The following is a 15,329-nucleotide window of genomic DNA, read 5'->3' as shown; positions in this document are numbered from 1 at the left end:
AACCCTCCAGCAATACAATAATGTTTTACATGGGGTCAGTAACAAAACCTAATTGCGTAATGCCCAACTGCTGCGCCAGTGCCATTACGTTAAGCACATGCTGGTATTCCACCGCTTTATCGGCCATTAGCTGCACCGCCGGTTGCTGGGGCAAATGCGCTATTTGCGCCAGCTTGTGTTGCAGCTGCTCTGCCGTTACCATTTCGCTATTCCACTGCACACTGCCATCACGCAGTACGCTGATGGCGATGCTGTCGGGTTGTGCCGTAGTAGGCTCTGCACTGGCCTGAGGCAACTCTACCAGCACCGATTGGGTGAGCACCGGCATGGTGATCATAAAAATAATCAGCAACACCAGCATTACATCAACCAGCGGTGTCATGTTTATTTCGCTGATAATCTCATCATCCTGCGAATCTGTGGCGAAGGCCATTTATGCACTCTCCTCGTTACTGGCCTGCTTACTGGTTAACACACTGACACTGGCTTTGGGCGCAGCACCGGTGAGAAAATAGGCATGTAGTTGATGGGCAAAACGATTAAGACGGGTAATCACACCTTTATTGGCCCGTTGCAGTGCGTTGTAGCCCAGCACCGCAGGGATGGCCACCGCCAAACCAACGGCAGTCATAATTAATGCCTCACCTACCGGGCCAGCCACTTTATCAATACCTGCCTGGCCGGATACCCCTATGCTGATCAATGCATGGTAAATACCCCACACCGTGCCAAACAGGCCGATAAAAGGTGCGGTAGACCCCACTGACGCCAGCACCGGCAGGCCACGCTGCAGTTGTTGGACGTTATCATCAATTGCGTTACGCAAGCAGGCGCTTAGCCAGTCATTTAAACTTAGCTGGCCGTGTAAATCGGCTTTGTGCAGGCGGTGATGATCAATCGCCGCCTGGCCCTCTTCGGCCAGCATACGGTATGGGCTGGCACTGTTACCGGGCTGCAATAACTGCAGACCTTCTGCGAAACTTTGTGCGTGCCAGAAGTCACGCGAAGCGCTATTGGCCGGGCGCAGGCGCCACAACATCAGGCTGCGCCAGATGATCACACTCCAGCTGGCCACCGACATTAACAGCAGCAACAGCGCCACGCCTTTTATTACCCAATCGCCCTGCGCCCATAACGCGGCTAAGCCATAAGGGTTGTCTGTTAATTGCGTCATTAGTTAACTCCGTCAGTTAAGGAAAAGGCTACCCGCTGGCGGTAGCGATAATCTATTGCTGTGTCGCCACGGCGTGCCGCCTGATAACGCCAGTACTGCACGGCACTGAGCGCAGCCTGATCTAGCCTTGGATAGCCACTGCTTTGCAGCACGATAACATCGGCTACGGTGCCATTAATCAGCACAGTAAGCTCCAGCACTACCGTGCCCTGCTCGCGCAGTTTGCGCGATAACTGTGGGTATACCGGTGGCGCGTTATAGTGTGCGGTAGCATTTAACACCGGCGCCGAAACCGGCACTGCTATGGCGGCGTGGCTGTGTTTTACTGCCCGGTTACTTTGCTCAGTTACCGGCGGCGCAGTTGCTTTAGTAACAGGTTCAGGCTGAACAACTGTTTTAGCCTGGGTTTGCTTAAGCTCGCGCTTAACTTCTGGCTTAGCTACTGGTTTCACTGCAGGCTTAATTTCTTGTTTCACTTCTGGTTGCGCTTCTGGTGTAGCTACAGGCTTTTGCTCTGGTGGTGGTGCGGCAGTTTGCTGCGAAGCCGGTTGCGATACCAACACTCCGGTTAATACTGGCGGTTGTACTGTTACAGCAGCGCTTTGATCTGAGCTCAGATGCCAGGCCAGCGGCAATAAATGCACACTAAATACTGCAACCAGCGTAAACAAAAAGCCCCCTGCTTTAACAGCAGGGGGAAGGCTGTGCGCCAGCGGTTGCATAGCGGCGGGAGAAAACATCAGAAGCTATAACTTATGGCCAGTTTGGCGTAACGGCCAGGTTCGCTGTAGCGCTGCAGGCCGGTGCCGTCAGCCAGTACACCACCGCGCACACCACTGCCTACCCAGTTGGTAACAAAACGTACCCGCTGCCATTGGTAGTATTCTTCGTCGAACAGGTTATAAATACCGGCTCTTAGCTGCCAGTTTGGCGTAAGATCCAGTGTCCCCATCAGATCAACCACGGTGTAACTGTCTGTCAGATAAGGCTTTGCTTCAAAATCACTTTCTATTGAGTCATAGGCGTCTTTGGCTTTTTTAGCCGCACTGTGAGTAAGATTGGCGGTAATGTTCCAGTTTGCACCATCGTAGCGAAAGCCCAATACCGTTGATGCCGGATTAATACTACGCAGCGGGTCACCGTTTTCTTTTTCGCCTTCGTTATACGAATAAGCCAAACGCGAGCTAAAGGCACGGCTAATGCGCCAGGCGGCTTCCAGCTCCACGCCTTTTACGTCGGTTTCGCCAATATTATCAATGGTGTTGTACTGGTTACCCTGCGCTACAGTACAGACGCCACGGGTACAGGTTTCATACATCACATCAGGGTTTTGTATCCGGGTAACAGTATCAATCATATCGCTGTACTGATCTTTAAACAGCGATACGCCCAGCAGCAGATTATCGGTTTGGTAACGGTAACCCACTTCAAGGTTCAGGCTGCGCTCGGCTTTTAGATCAGGGTTAGCGATGCTGCTCCATAGATCATCTACTACAGTGCCAGTGGCCTGTTCGGTGCGGCTGATCAGCGAGGTAGGTGAATACATTTCTGCTACGGTCGGTGCCCGAAAACCGCGCCCGGCCTGCGCCCATACCTGATGCGCTTTGGCTATCTGGTAGGTCAGGTTAGTTTGCCAGGTAAAAGCGGTAAAATCGACGTCGGCTACAGTTTGGCTGTCATCACTAAATTGCTCGTTTAACTCAGGGCTGTATTTTAGTGAGTCAAAGCGGCCACCAAGGCGCAATGTCCAGCGCGGGTCAAACTTGATCACATCGCGGGCATACAGGCTAAATGCAGTAACATCGGTTTTGGGCACCTGATCCGGGTCAATTACCGCTGGGCTTGCCAGCTCATCTGTCTGGCCAATATAGCGGCTGTCGATAGCAGAATATTCCACGCTGCGCCGTTCAGCCGAACCGCCATACAACCATTGCTGGTGTAAGGTGCCGAACAGTTCTTTATCCAGCGCCACGGCCAGTTTTAGTTGCTGTTGCTTAAAATCACGGTCTTCACTGCGCAGGCAAGGTGACACTCCACCATTTACTGCACCACTGCAGCCGGTGGTTAGCATGGTGGTTAAACCATTAGTGTAATTTGACTGGTAATCTACCGTTGCATTTACGCTGTCAGCAAAGGCCTGAGCGGCAAGCCACTCGTATTGCAGACCAAGGCGTTTACGCTCAATTTCATCATCTCCAAAGCGGGATAAATAAGTGCTATCCAGCCTGGATTGGTTATCCAGCTCACTTTGTTGTTTAAAGTATTCGCCTGTCCAGCCCAGACGCTGGCTATCCGTTAGCTGATATTGCAGTTTGGCCAGAATATTATCACTGCTGTAATCCAGCGGATCGGCAATAGTGCGCCCGGCGCCGCTGATATTGTCGCCAGAACGGGCGGTTTCAGTTTCACTACCATCACGACGGGTATACACCAGTAAAGATTCCAGCTTGCCGCTGCGGTTAGCCACAGTGCCACTGAACGAGGTTTCATCATTTGACCCGCTAAAACCGGCAGACAAACCAATATGGCTGTCATCACCTTCTGCAGTTAAATAGTCGGCCGGATCTTTGGTAACAAACAACACAGCACCGCCTAAAGCACCGCTACCGGCGGCGATAGCATCCGCACCTTTTACAATTTCAATTTGCTTTAATGCATCGATATCAACTCCGCCTCTGGCGGAGCGGAAAAATTCATAGGCGACAAAAGTGGGTGGGTCCAGCGTTTCACCCAGTGACAAACCATCTACGGTAATGGCTACCCTATCACCATCTAAACCGCGAATATTAAAACCATTGCTGCCAAAGCGGCCCATATCGGTAGTGGTGACACCGGGCACAAAGCGCACTGCATCAGCAATATTTTGTGCTTGCTGCTGCTGTAGCTGCTGTGCGCTCAGCTGCTCAGTTTGTTTGCTGTTAGCCTGGGTTTGCACCGCCTGCGCGGTTACCGATACGGTATCCAGCTCTGGCGCAGTGTTATCTGCCAGTGCCGTTGTGGCAAAAGCACTCGTTATCGCCAGTGCCAATAAAGTGTACTGCATAGCCATGTTACTGTTCTCCTGAGTGCGGCTTAGTCGGCTTTTTTGCCGGTCTGGCTTATTTGCTGGTCCAGCCGGGCGGCAAACTCTAAAACGTATTCGTCGTAGCTCAGCTGGCCATCGCTATTGGCATCGGTAGCCGCAAACTGTGCAGCACGGCCTTTGGCATATTCTTCGCGGCTAATTACGCCATCTTTATTGCTGTCGTACATAGCCAGCATGCCGTCAACAGAATGGGTAGTTGGCATTTTTAACAGGCGTTCACGCCGGGGCTGCTGTGTGCGCTGTGCCTGTTGCTGGCGGGTTTGCTCTGAGCGCGTGTCCTGGCCCCGCGGTTCTGGTTTAGGATCGGCAGCAGATAACACGCCGTCTTTACTGGTATCCATCCGCTCAAAAGCTAAATCGCCGGAGCGGTTAAATTCAGCGCGGCTGATATAGCCGTTTTCGTCTTTATCCAGCGCATTAAAGCGCACATGAGTCTGGCGCAAGTGGCCGGCACGTTCGCTTGCCAGCTGCTTTTGCTGCGCCTCGTTTAAACGAGGCATGTCGGAGGCCGCCGTACTGCTGCAGGCACTCAGATAGGCACTGCTTAACGCCAGAAATAAGGTGGTGTATAAATGTTGTTTGTTCATGGGTAAAACTCCTGCGCTAACGGGTGAGCGCTATTGGGTAACTTCCAGCACAACGCTGTAGCTGTAACTGTATTGCGGCACTTTGGCGCTGGCCGGAGCATCAGCGCGATAGCGGCTTAGCAGCAAATAAGTACCGGCTTTTTCGGGTTTAAAGCTGATAATACCGGCGGCATCAGTCGTCAGTTGCTGCGTCACTTTTTCGTCATTGGCACCGGCTTCCACGAAATACGCATTTACTGCCTGTTGTACCAGCGGCTTGCCGTTAAACAGCACGCGGGCTCTTAAGGTGCTGTCGGTATAAAGATCATTCGGGTGGCTGAGAAACTCCAGCTCCAGTGCTTCGCCTCCGGGTTTTAAGGCGTTATGGTCTGGTGCGCCTTTGCTGACATAGGTTTCAGCCCGGGTGACCGCCTGGAAATGCGCAATAGATTTGGCCCCGGCCGGTAATTTGAAGTTTTCATCGCGACTGTTTTTGCGCTCGCCGTCTTGCTCATAGGTATGAAATACCGCGCCATAACGCAGGCCGGTACTAAAGCGGTAAGTGCCGTCGTCAGTTAATTGGTGCTCTGCCGTGGTGCGGGTGTGGCTGTACTGCACTAATGTTGGTTTAACTGCAGCGCCAGCCGGTGTTAGTACACTAAACTGGCTGTTATCAAAGGCCACTTCCGGAATAAAAAAGCGATCGGCAAAGGCGGCATCCAGGCTTACCCAGCCACCGCGGATCGGTTCAAAACTGGCGGGCTGTAAATAAGGCACATGGGCTTGCGCGGCAAAAGGGATGGCAAAGCTGCCTGCCAGTACAGCGGCAGCAAAAATAGCCCGGTTAAGTGGCAACGACATAACGGTTCCTTAATGATAATAATTCTTATTAACTTGCGAGCCGAACTTTAATCTAACTGAGAATTATTTGCAAATGATAATTAATCTTATTTGCACAACTTGACGAGGGAAGAAAAACAGCAGACACAGTAATAAAAGTGAAATTGCAGGCAGAAAAAAGCCGGGCTATTTAACCCGGCTTAGTATGGTGTTGCAGCGGCTTACTCGGTTTGCCCCAGCAGGTTAAGAATAAAGGCATATTCCTGCGCGTACTCGGCTAAGCGTGAAAAACGGCCAGATTTACCACCGTGGCCAGCCTCCATATTGGTTTTAAACAATAATGGCTGGTTGTCGGTTTTTAGCGTACGTAATTTAGCTACCCATTTGGCCGGTTCAAAATACTGCACCTGGGAATCATGTAAGCCGGTGGTTACCAGCAATGCCGGGTAAGCCTGCTTGCTCAGCTGATCATACGGCGAATACGACAGCATATAATCGTAATAGGCTTTTTGCTTCGGGTTGCCCCACTCGTCAAACTCGTTGGTGGTAAGCGGAATACTTTCATCCAGCATGGTGGTAACCACATCAACAAAAGGTACGTGCGCTACCAGTGCGCGGTATTTTTCCGGTGCCATGTTTGCCACTGCGCCCATCAGCAAGCCGCCAGCACTGCCACCCATGCCAAACACTTTATCTTTGGCGGCGTATTTATTGGCTACCAGATAATCGGTTACGGCGATGTAATCGGTAAAGGTATTAATTTTTTTCAGCAGTTTGCCATCTTCATACCAGTGGCGGCCCATTTCCTGCCCGCCGCGAATATGGGCAATCGCATAAACAAAACCCCGGTCAACCAACGAGAACACGGTAGAGCGAAATGCCGGATCAGACGAGCTACCATAAGAGCCATAAGCATACTGATACAAAGGTGCAGTACCGTCGGCTTTAACGCCTTTTTTATACAATAAAGACACCGGTATTTTTACGCCATCGGCGGCGGTGGCCCATACGCGATCAGTAGCGTAATTATTTTTATCGAAACCGCCCAATACTTCGGTTTCTTTAAGCAGCTGTTTTTCACCGGTTTTCATATTCAACTGATACACACTTTGCGGTGTGGTCAGTGATGTATAGGTGTAGCGTAACCAGTCGGTATTTTGCTCCGGGTTTGTTTCAAAAGTGGTTACATAGGCAGCTTCGTCTGATGCCACATAAAAGGCTTTGTCCGGCGCATTCCATGGCATTACTTTAATACGGCGCAGGCCATTACTGCGCTCGCTAATGGCCAGATAATTATCAAAGGCTTCAAAACCATCAATAAATACCTTTTCATCGTGCGCTACCAGCGGCTGCCAGTTGTTACGATCGCCCAGCTTAGCGGTTTCTACTGTCATCAAGCGAAAATTAGGTGCATCCCAGTCGGTATTGATAATCCAGCGGCCATTAAGATGCTCGGCCGTATACTGAAAATCACGCTGGCGTGGTGCGATAACGCTAAACTCACTTTGTGGCTTGCTGGCATCCTGCACCCGTATTTCGCCAGACACTGTGCTGCTGGAATAAATCATTACATACTTATCGTCCAGCGTGTTACCAACGCCCATGTAAAAGCTATTGTCTTTTTCTTCATATACCTGACGGGCACTGGCAGGATCATTGCCCAGCGTATGCTGCAATACCTTAGTGCTAAGCAGGGTTACCGGGTCATTTTTAATCACGTACAGCGTTTTATTGTCCTGTGCCCAGGCCAGACTGCCGGATAAGCCGATAAGTTGATCGGGTAAATCCTGGCCGGTGCGTAAATCACGTACTTTAAGCGTATATTGACGCCGGCCATTACTGTCTTCCATGTAAGCCAGCAGGTTTTGGTCCGGGCTTACCTGCCAGTTGGCCACCTGATAAAAGTCTTTACCCTGCGCCAGCTGGTTAACATCCAGCATAATTTGCTCGGTGCCATCTTTTAATGACTTACGCGCATAAACCGGATATTCCTGGCCGGTTTCAAAACGACGGTAGTAGCTATAATCGCCTTTGTTGTAAGGTACAGAGCTGTCGTCCTGTTTAATTCGGCCAATAATTTCATCTGTTAGTTTGGCAGTAAGTGGCTGATATTTGCTGGCGTATCCGGCAAAGTATTCATTTTCCTGTTGCAGGTAATCCAGCACGGTTGCCGAGGTGCGGCTGTCGTCGCGCAGCCAGTAAAAAGGGTCTTGCCGGTCGCCATTAGGAGATTTAACAGTATAAGGCTGCTGCACTGCCACCGGTGCTGCTGGCTGGGCAGCATGGGCCAGACCACTGCTAATCAGGGCAGTAAATAATAATGAATAGAATGTTGTTTTCATGGTTAGGCTCTCTATAACGGTAACAGATGAAATTAGCACGCTGTTCCGGGCAACACTATTAGCCGCTGTTTAAAAAGTGTAACGGAGTGTGACATTGCTTTGAGCTAAGCAGGCTTTATCAGTTAGCTATTCACAAACGCCTGATTTTAGGCTATTACTTGTAAGTTTTTTACTCAATAGGATCAGGTTATGGCATTAATGACAGTTGAGCAGGTTGCAAATTTGCTTGGCGTACAAACAGTAAGAGTAGAGCGACTGGCACGGGAAAATTTGCTGATAGCCGCCGATAAAGACAGCGAAGGTAAACCGTTGTTTAACGAAGACGATGTAAAGCGCTACAAAACTCTGGCTGAGCGCTTGGGGGGGCTGTAACTGCTACATCGTTAAATCTTGTACCTGCTGCTGCCAATAGTTTGCCTGCGTCTGGCAATCTGGCAGCGCCAGATACCACAACCAGCAAAAACCACTATACAACAACTTTGCTGCAGGCAGCTTTTCGGCCAGTAGTTTTTCAGCTGGTAATTTTTTGGCTGACAGTGCATCAAGTTCGTTGCACTGCCGAGAGCGGGCATAGCCTGCTATCATTTGCGCCTCTGCTGTTTTATCTAAGTTAAAATGTAAACTTATGGCGGCTAAATCCAGGCTGCTGTCGGCCTGCTGGCTGTATTCAAAATCAAGTAACCACAGTGCATCAGCGGCCCAGAGCAAATTACCCTGATGTAAATCCATATGACACAACACTACATCAGGCTCCATACTGCTAAGCTGTTGCGCAGCCTGTCGCAATGCTGCCAGCAGGGTTTTATCGGCGCGGTTATTGGCGGGCAGCGCTGCCAGTAATTGCGGTAAATAGGTGGCATAATCCAGCGTAGCGGTTTGCACTTGTAACTGATGAAACTGCGCCAGTACAGATATTAAGGCACTACCGCCATGGCGCTCATAATCGAACGGTTCAGCACCGCTGATATATTCGCTTAACATCACCTGATAATGATTGTTTAAACACAAAGGCGTAGCGGCAAGCCCTTTAGCGGCGGCGGCATGTTGGCAGCGCAGTTCCTGCTGGCGGCATACGGTAGACTCCGCCGGATAACAGCGCAGTACATATTCGCCCTGTGCTGTTTTTACATAGTAACTTTGGTTACTGGCACCATGAGACAGCGCCCGCACTTGTACAGGCGGCTGATCGACAAAAAACTCCAACCGCTGGCATAAGCGGGTTACATGCTCAATCTCACTGCCGGTTGTTGCTGATAATGACTGCGCCAAATAAAGTACCCTGCAATAGCGATAACCGTATACAGCATAAACAAGCCGGTAAGGAAATACAGGTGTTTTTGTGCATAAACGAAAATTGATACGGCGTCTATCACCACCCAGTATAACCAGTTTGACACCAGTTTACGGGCTACAAGCCAGGTTGCCATCACACTGAACACCGTGGTTTGGGCATCAAGATAGGCAAAATCGGCCTGAGTATAATTTGCCATAAAAACCCCCAGTGCCACACCGGCTATAGCAGTAACGCCAATTAATAGCGCATGGCGCTGCCAGGCCCACTCGTATACCGGGCCACGTTGATCCGGGGCGCTTTGGCGAAGTTGCTGCCAGCGCCACCAGCCATACAACGCCATAGCAGCGTAATACAGCTGTAGCAATGCATCAGACAACAATGCCGACTGCCACATAACGTGGGTAAACAACACCGTACTTAACAACGCAGCCGGCCAGCACCACAGGCTTTGTTTTAATGCCAGAATCACATAAGCCAGCGCCAGCAGCGTTGCCGCCAGCTCAAGGCTGTGCATCAGCTGCCACTGCGCCATAGCCTGTGTGATCAGCTCATTCATGGCCGCAAATCACCGTGAATAAACTTACAGACAAATACCACTTTGCCATAACGTTCGAATGACCATTTAATACAGGCCTGCAGGGCCTGCATCACTGCATCGTAATCACCAAATAACTGGGTGCTCATGGTGTTGGTCAGCACGGTTACGTCCGGGTATTTATTTAGCTCGGCAATAAAGCCTTTTATCGGCGTAATATAATCGTCGGCTAACGGATACTTACTGATTTCAACGGATAACTGCATAACTTGCTCCTTAAATAATCACGGGCTTCAGAACTGATAGCTGGCCGTTACGCCAAAACGGCGTGGCTCAGCAAATTGCTCATACACATGTGGCTCGTAGCCGTCGCGCGGATCGTTACCAAAATAGAAGCCGCGCACACCGACGTCCTGATCCAGCGCGTTGCGGGTCCATACTGCCAGCTCCCAGTTTGTGAGCTGGTAGCTTAAGCGCGCGCCCAACAGCTCGTAGCGTGACGATCTGGCATTGTGGCCGTCAGAGTAAAAGAAGGCGTCTTTGCCCTGCAGGCTGACATTAAATGTAAGGGCTTCGGTGATATACCAGTCAGTGGCTACACTGTACTGAAAGCGTGCCGCCTGGGCCTGCTCACGGCCGCTGAAATTTTCTTCGTCCAGCGTGACATAATTACCCAGCTTGGTTTTGAGCCAGCTGGCAGATAAAAATACTGCAAACTGCGGATGCAGTTGCAGGCGGTTTTCCATTTCAATACCGTAGTTACGGCCGCTACCGGCATTATCAATAAAACCGGCAAATTGCGGGCCGCTATCGGGGTTAAGCCAGCCTTTAACCTGCATATCGTCACGCCACATATAAAACGCTGCAACCCTGGCGGTAATGCTTTGATCCAACGCACTGCCCTTTACACCAAATTCGGCGTTGTACAGTGTTTCAGGTTGAAAGCTGGCTTTGCTGTTTAGCTCGCTTAAGCTGTCATCGGCAGCTTTGGCCAGCGCATCGCCATTTACACCACCGGTTTTATAACCACGCGACGCCAGCAGGTATACCAACGCCTGGCTATTTACCTGATAATTCAGGCTTAAATTGGCGCCCCACATAGTGTCGTGGTTTTTAATATTGTTACCGCTGATATCGCTGTAGTCATCGTCATACCGCTCCAGGCGCAGGCCCGACACCAGGCTCCAGCCACTGCTCAACGGCGTGCTTAGCTCACCATACACAGCGGCATTGCTGCGGCTGAGCTCGCTGACAAATTCATCGTCCTGTGACAAATCCCAGTTCCAAAACTGCCGCGTTAAATCAAAGTTTTTACTGGTGGCATAGAGGCCAAATACCCAGTCGCTGTTGCCCAGCTTACCCTCGGGTGTAGAGACAAACCGGTAATCCAGCGTAAGTTGATCGCGGCTGCGTAAGTACCGGTCGGTAGTGGCATATTCATCCGGGTGAATACCGACATAGCTCCAGTCTTCGTCAAAACCATAGTCGCTGTCGGCCGTTAAATAACTCAGTTGCGCCAGCACTGTCGCAAACGGCAAACCATGGTAATCAGCCTGCAGCGCCAGCGCTTTGCTGCGGATCTTATCCTGCCCGGGTTCGTCTGACAGCGTGGTGCGGTTGCGATCCAGCGAAAACGCATCATAGCCGTTATCCTGATCGGTAAAGTGCGTAACCAGTTGCAGTGTCAGGGCATCTGATGGCTGATAACGCAGCTTAAAACGGCCGGTAAATTCGTCGATATTATTGGTATCGTCGCGGTTTAAATAAGCATTATCAATAAAGCCGTCTGAGTTTTGCTGTTCCAGCGAAAAACTATAACCCAGTTGCTGATTAATGCTATTGCTAAACTGGCCTGAGAGTTGGCGGCTGTTGTAGTTAGCCAGCGTAGCGCTGAACTTGCCTTCCGGCGTCGCCGTTGGGCCTTTGGTAGTCAGGTTTAGCATACCGGCCAGTGCATTAGCACCAAAGCGGGTAGCCTCAGGGCCACGAAATACTTCCAGCTGGGCTAAATCACTGATGCCACTTATGCCCATACCGGAATAATCGATACCATCAATTAATATGCCCACTGATGGGTTTATCGTATCAACAAACTCACTACGCTCGCCGATGCCGCGCATCTGTATATAGCGGCCGCGTGATGCGCCGGAGGTAAAGTTAACATTGGCAAATTGGTTAAGTAAGTCATCCAGATGCTGCGCAGAGGTGCGCTTAACATCCTGCTCACTAACCAGCGCAATACTACCGGCAACCTGCTGTACTGCCTGCTGGCGAAAATCGCCCTGCACGCGGATCCGCTCTATAGCGGTATCGACCGGCTCTGGCACAGTTTCAGCTGCTTGAATTTGCATAGAAAAACTGCTGCATACCGCAACAGCGATTAACGATGGGAAAAAACGCATTTTTGTATGAATCTCCATAAAAACACAGAGATCACACCAGCTTGAGGAGTTAGCACCATCCCTCCGCCGGTATAATCCGGATCAGGTTCTAAGGGTTCGCCTTTTGGGCATCTCAGCTATTGCACCCCTTGGTTGCGCGGCAAGTGTAAAGCTTTTTACAGGCGGCTGCAATGCAGCTTTGGTATATCACCGTATACCAAAATCATGTGATCGGGTTGTTTTTCCGATAGTGACTTGTACATCTAATTACATTTTTGCTAACATCATGTTTTATTTTAGGGAAATCAATATGAAAGCAATACGGAAGCTCACTCTACCAGCTCTCTTTATAAGTAGCCTTGGATTAACAGCCTGTGGTGGCGGCTCAGACAGTAATGCCGGAGACACTGGTGCAGAAGCAATTCCAGCGCCCTTAAATGCAAGCTACTATGGTTTATGGCAGCTAAGTGGCGATGCTTATGTTGGGATTTCTGAGCATTCAATTACAACTTATGTAAACGATCCTACAAGTGGCTGCACTGAGGCGTCCCTTTTTAAAATAGTATCAAGCACAGCGAATTCTGCAGCAGCCCAAGACATTAAAACGGGCGAGATGAGTAATTCCACTTTCAAATTGAATGGCGCTAATTTGCAAATCAGTCAGGACGGCGAAACGTTAGAATTTGTCGCCGGCAATCTCATCGATATTACCAACGGATGCGGCAATGACTCTGGCATTGATCAGATGGAACTGACTATCGATTTAACTTATTTACCGCCCTATGTAGGTATAAACCGCGATGCCCAACCAACGGGACGTGTTGAGTATCAATATGGCGTACATTTTGATATCAACCAAAACGACCAGGTTGACGCCGGTGACGTTGCCATTCAGATACTACACTTTAAAGACACGCAATCTTCAAGTGCGGATACAGCACTGGCAGAGCTGGGAGCTAACATTAGTGCATTTATTCCGCGTCAACAAGCAGCAGGGTACTTAACCCAAACCAGTAGTCGCGGAGTACCAATGGTACAGGTTAGCCAAACAGAAAACAGGCTTAAGTTCACAGTTGATATGAGCCAACATCCCCTATTAGCTTATATTGACGATAATACGCCACTATTTATTTATACTTACATCGACTATCCACAACCTGAAACAACGGTAATAGCTGACTGGCAAGATGGCCCCTGGAACTGGTCATCACAGTTTCATGAAGACCGCTATCCTGATGTTAACTTTACCCGCCTGAATTTACACGCCAACGGCAATATGCTTGACGCTACAAATGACTTAAAGCGCGGTGAAGCGAAATGGGTCGATATCCAGGCTGTTCATTTAAGTTTCAATTAAGTCGCAAACACCTGCCAGTCATTATTTAGCTGGGCGGCCAGTTGGGTTAATTGCTCACTGGCGCTGGCTGAACGGCTGGCCTCATTACTTAACTGACTTACCTCGTCGTTTAACTGATGTGTAGTTGCGGCGATATTCTGTGAAACCACCTGTTGCTGCGCTGTCGCTGTGTGTATTTGTGCATTTGCGCTGCTGATATGCTCAACTGCACTGGCCAGTTGATTAAAACGGCTGCCGGTATCCTGCGCTAACTGCACATTGGTATTGGCCTGCGTATGCGCCTGCTGCATTACCTCTACGGCATTAGCAGCTTGCTGCTGCAACTGTGAAATCATGCCGTTGATTGACTCTGTAGCCTGCTTGGTATTAGCAGACAAGGTGCGCACTTCGTCGGCGACTACAGAAAAGCCGCGCCCGGCTTCACCTGCCCTGGCCGCTTCAATAGCGGCATTTAACGCCAGTAAATTGGTTTGCTCAGAGATTTTACGTATCACCTCCAGCACACTGGAAATCTGGCCGGAGCCCTGCTGTAAACCACTAACAACCTCTACACTGTGCTGCAACTGTACCGTCAGCGCCGTAATACCTGCTGCACTTTTATCTGCTGCCGTATGGCCACTTTGGCACAACTGCTCTGCGTGCACTGCTGCTTGCGCAGCCACTCCGGCGTTTTGCGCGACTTGCTGCACACTGCTGCTCATTTGCTCAGCAGCTGCGGCAAGTTGCTGTGCCTGGTTCGCCTGTACGGCAGCGCTTTGGTTTACCTCGGTACTGATATCGTACACTTGCCCTGCCTGCTGGTTTAACGCCGCGGCACTGTGGCCCAGCTTGGCAACCAGTTGCTCAAAATGCTGCATCATCTGGTTTAGTGCGCTGGCAGCTTGTGCCAGCTCATCATTACCGTTGTCGTTTGCCCGCAGGCTAAGATCAGAGCGGGTAACAACCTGTATCAGCAAATCACGCAACGCCAGCAAGGGTCGGCACACTGAGCGCTGTATTGCCCAAATCAGCCCACTAACCAGCAATACCAGTGCCAGACCTCCCAATAAATAGGCCTGCACCAGTTGCCCGGTAAAATGCTGAGCTCTGTCACGTACTGTTACTGCCGCACTAAGTTGCTGCTGAATAAAAGCCTCAGTCAGCTGGGTAAAGCCGGTGATCCTAAGCTCGATTTCGCTGTTAACGGTAGACTCATTCAAAATGCGCACCAGCAGTGCGTCACTACCGGCATAGCTAATCCACTCGCCATAATGCTTAACCGCTTTGGCAAAAGCCTGATCCAGTTCGGTATAAAATTCGCTGTCGTCCTGCAGTGGCCTGCTTTGTACAAAACCCTGCCAGTGCTGCTGTGCCTGCGCCATATGCTGTTTAACCACTTGCTCGGTAGCTTCTGCAGAAGCCCAGTCTGTGCGGTATTTGCGGATGTCCTGCAATGCGGTCTGCTGCAAAATCTGCTGCACCGCCATAACGTCAGACAAAATCGCCAGATGATCATCGTATAACTGATTAAACAGCTTATCTTTTTGCTGTGCCGACCAAAAAGCCCCGGCCAACACCAGTAACAACATTAATAGAGGCAGTACACCCAATATCAGTACCCTGCTGGAAATTTTTAGCTTCGACAACATCACCGCTCCAGACATCCCGCTTAAACTGGGCGCAGTGTAGACGCACAATAAGGCAATTTTATGAAGCCCACATGGCTGTCATTGAACTGTCACAATACATATGCATAATCATATATATGAATAAACA

The 15,329-nt window shown here is 50.2% G+C and carries 14 protein-coding genes and 1 riboswitch; of the genes, 2 read left to right on the top strand and 12 right to left on the bottom strand.

Annotated elements, in window-relative coordinates; translation table 11 throughout:
- Positions 1-25 precede the first annotated feature (25 nt).
- The 7 genes from MJX74_RS10210 to MJX74_RS10180 all read right to left on the bottom strand — a co-directional run bounded on the left by MJX74_RS10210 (position 26) and on the right by MJX74_RS10180 (position 8,007).
- Entirely contained in the window at positions 26-433 is a 408-nt protein-coding gene (locus MJX74_RS10210; RefSeq protein WP_240222759.1) for an ExbD/TolR family protein, read from the bottom strand.
- Positions 434-1,174 (bottom strand): MotA/TolQ/ExbB proton channel family protein, encoded by a 741-nt coding sequence (locus MJX74_RS10205; protein WP_240222758.1) that lies wholly within the window; start codon positions 1,172-1,174, stop codon positions 434-436. It lies immediately after the preceding gene.
- A complete protein-coding gene (locus MJX74_RS10200; RefSeq protein ID WP_240222757.1) occupies positions 1,174-1,845 on the bottom strand; it encodes an energy transducer TonB in 672 nt (223 codons plus the stop codon). Before MJX74_RS10200 ends, MJX74_RS10205 begins: the two co-directional genes overlap by 1 nt.
- 68 nt (positions 1,846-1,913) lie before the next feature.
- A complete protein-coding gene (locus MJX74_RS10195) occupies positions 1,914-4,223 on the bottom strand; it encodes a TonB-dependent hemoglobin/transferrin/lactoferrin family receptor (RefSeq protein ID WP_240222756.1) in 2,310 nt (769 codons plus the stop codon).
- A 23-nt stretch (positions 4,224-4,246) separates the two neighbouring features.
- Positions 4,247-4,846: an EF-hand domain-containing protein gene (locus MJX74_RS10190; RefSeq protein ID WP_240222755.1), complete on the bottom strand. Its 600-nt coding sequence runs from the start codon at positions 4,844-4,846 to the stop codon at positions 4,247-4,249.
- 30 nt (positions 4,847-4,876) lie between these two features.
- Positions 4,877-5,686: a DUF4198 domain-containing protein gene (locus tag MJX74_RS10185; protein WP_240222754.1), complete on the bottom strand. Its 810-nt coding sequence runs from the start codon at positions 5,684-5,686 to the stop codon at positions 4,877-4,879.
- Positions 5,687-5,886: 200 nt separating this feature from the next.
- Positions 5,887-8,007: a S9 family peptidase gene (locus MJX74_RS10180; RefSeq protein WP_240222753.1), complete on the bottom strand. Its 2,121-nt coding sequence runs from the start codon at positions 8,005-8,007 to the stop codon at positions 5,887-5,889.
- Between the two features lie 189 nt (positions 8,008-8,196).
- On the opposite strand from MJX74_RS10180, the gene MJX74_RS10175 reads away from it, so the two are divergent.
- On the top strand, positions 8,197-8,379 hold the full coding sequence (locus MJX74_RS10175; RefSeq protein WP_240222752.1) for a helix-turn-helix domain-containing protein: 183 nt from the start codon (positions 8,197-8,199) through the stop codon (positions 8,377-8,379).
- A gap of 3 nt (positions 8,380-8,382) precedes the next feature.
- Here the strand turns inward: MJX74_RS10175 and MJX74_RS10170 are convergent, their stop codons facing one another.
- From MJX74_RS10170 to MJX74_RS10155, 4 genes are read right to left on the bottom strand one after another with little or no spacing between them, the layout of a single operon-like run.
- Positions 8,383-9,276, bottom strand: a complete 894-nt coding sequence (locus MJX74_RS10170; protein WP_240222751.1) for a phosphotransferase — start codon at positions 9,274-9,276, stop codon at positions 8,383-8,385.
- Complete coding sequence (gene pnuC / locus MJX74_RS10165; protein WP_240222750.1) at positions 9,228-9,857, bottom strand: nicotinamide riboside transporter PnuC; 630 nt, start codon at positions 9,855-9,857, stop codon at positions 9,228-9,230. The genes MJX74_RS10170 and pnuC overlap by 49 nt, the downstream gene beginning before the upstream one ends.
- Positions 9,854-10,102: a YkoF family thiamine/hydroxymethylpyrimidine-binding protein gene (locus MJX74_RS10160; protein ID WP_240222749.1), complete on the bottom strand. Its 249-nt coding sequence runs from the start codon at positions 10,100-10,102 to the stop codon at positions 9,854-9,856. The genes pnuC and MJX74_RS10160 overlap by 4 nt, the downstream gene beginning before the upstream one ends.
- 27 nt (positions 10,103-10,129) lie before the next feature.
- Positions 10,130-12,187 (bottom strand): TonB-dependent receptor, encoded by a 2,058-nt coding sequence (locus MJX74_RS10155; protein WP_240222748.1) that lies wholly within the window; start codon positions 12,185-12,187, stop codon positions 10,130-10,132.
- Between the two features lie 92 nt (positions 12,188-12,279).
- Positions 12,280-12,377, bottom strand: a riboswitch (TPP riboswitch).
- A 150-nt stretch (positions 12,378-12,527) separates the two neighbouring features.
- Here MJX74_RS10155 and MJX74_RS10150 point away from each other — a divergent pair.
- Positions 12,528-13,574, top strand: coding sequence for a hypothetical protein (locus tag MJX74_RS10150; RefSeq protein WP_240222747.1), 1,047 nt, complete (start codon positions 12,528-12,530; stop codon positions 13,572-13,574).
- Here the strand turns inward: MJX74_RS10150 and MJX74_RS10145 are convergent.
- A complete protein-coding gene (locus MJX74_RS10145) occupies positions 13,571-15,202 on the bottom strand; it encodes a methyl-accepting chemotaxis protein (protein ID WP_240222746.1) in 1,632 nt (543 codons plus the stop codon). The two genes, MJX74_RS10150 and MJX74_RS10145, sit on opposite strands and share 4 nt — an antisense overlap.
- Between the last annotated feature and the right edge of the window lie 127 nt (positions 15,203-15,329).

It is taken from the genome of Rheinheimera hassiensis (assembly GCF_022436675.1).
Classification (GTDB): Bacteria; Pseudomonadota; Gammaproteobacteria; order Enterobacterales; family Alteromonadaceae; genus Alishewanella; species Alishewanella hassiensis.
This window is presented reverse-complemented; position numbering and strand designations above follow the sequence as displayed.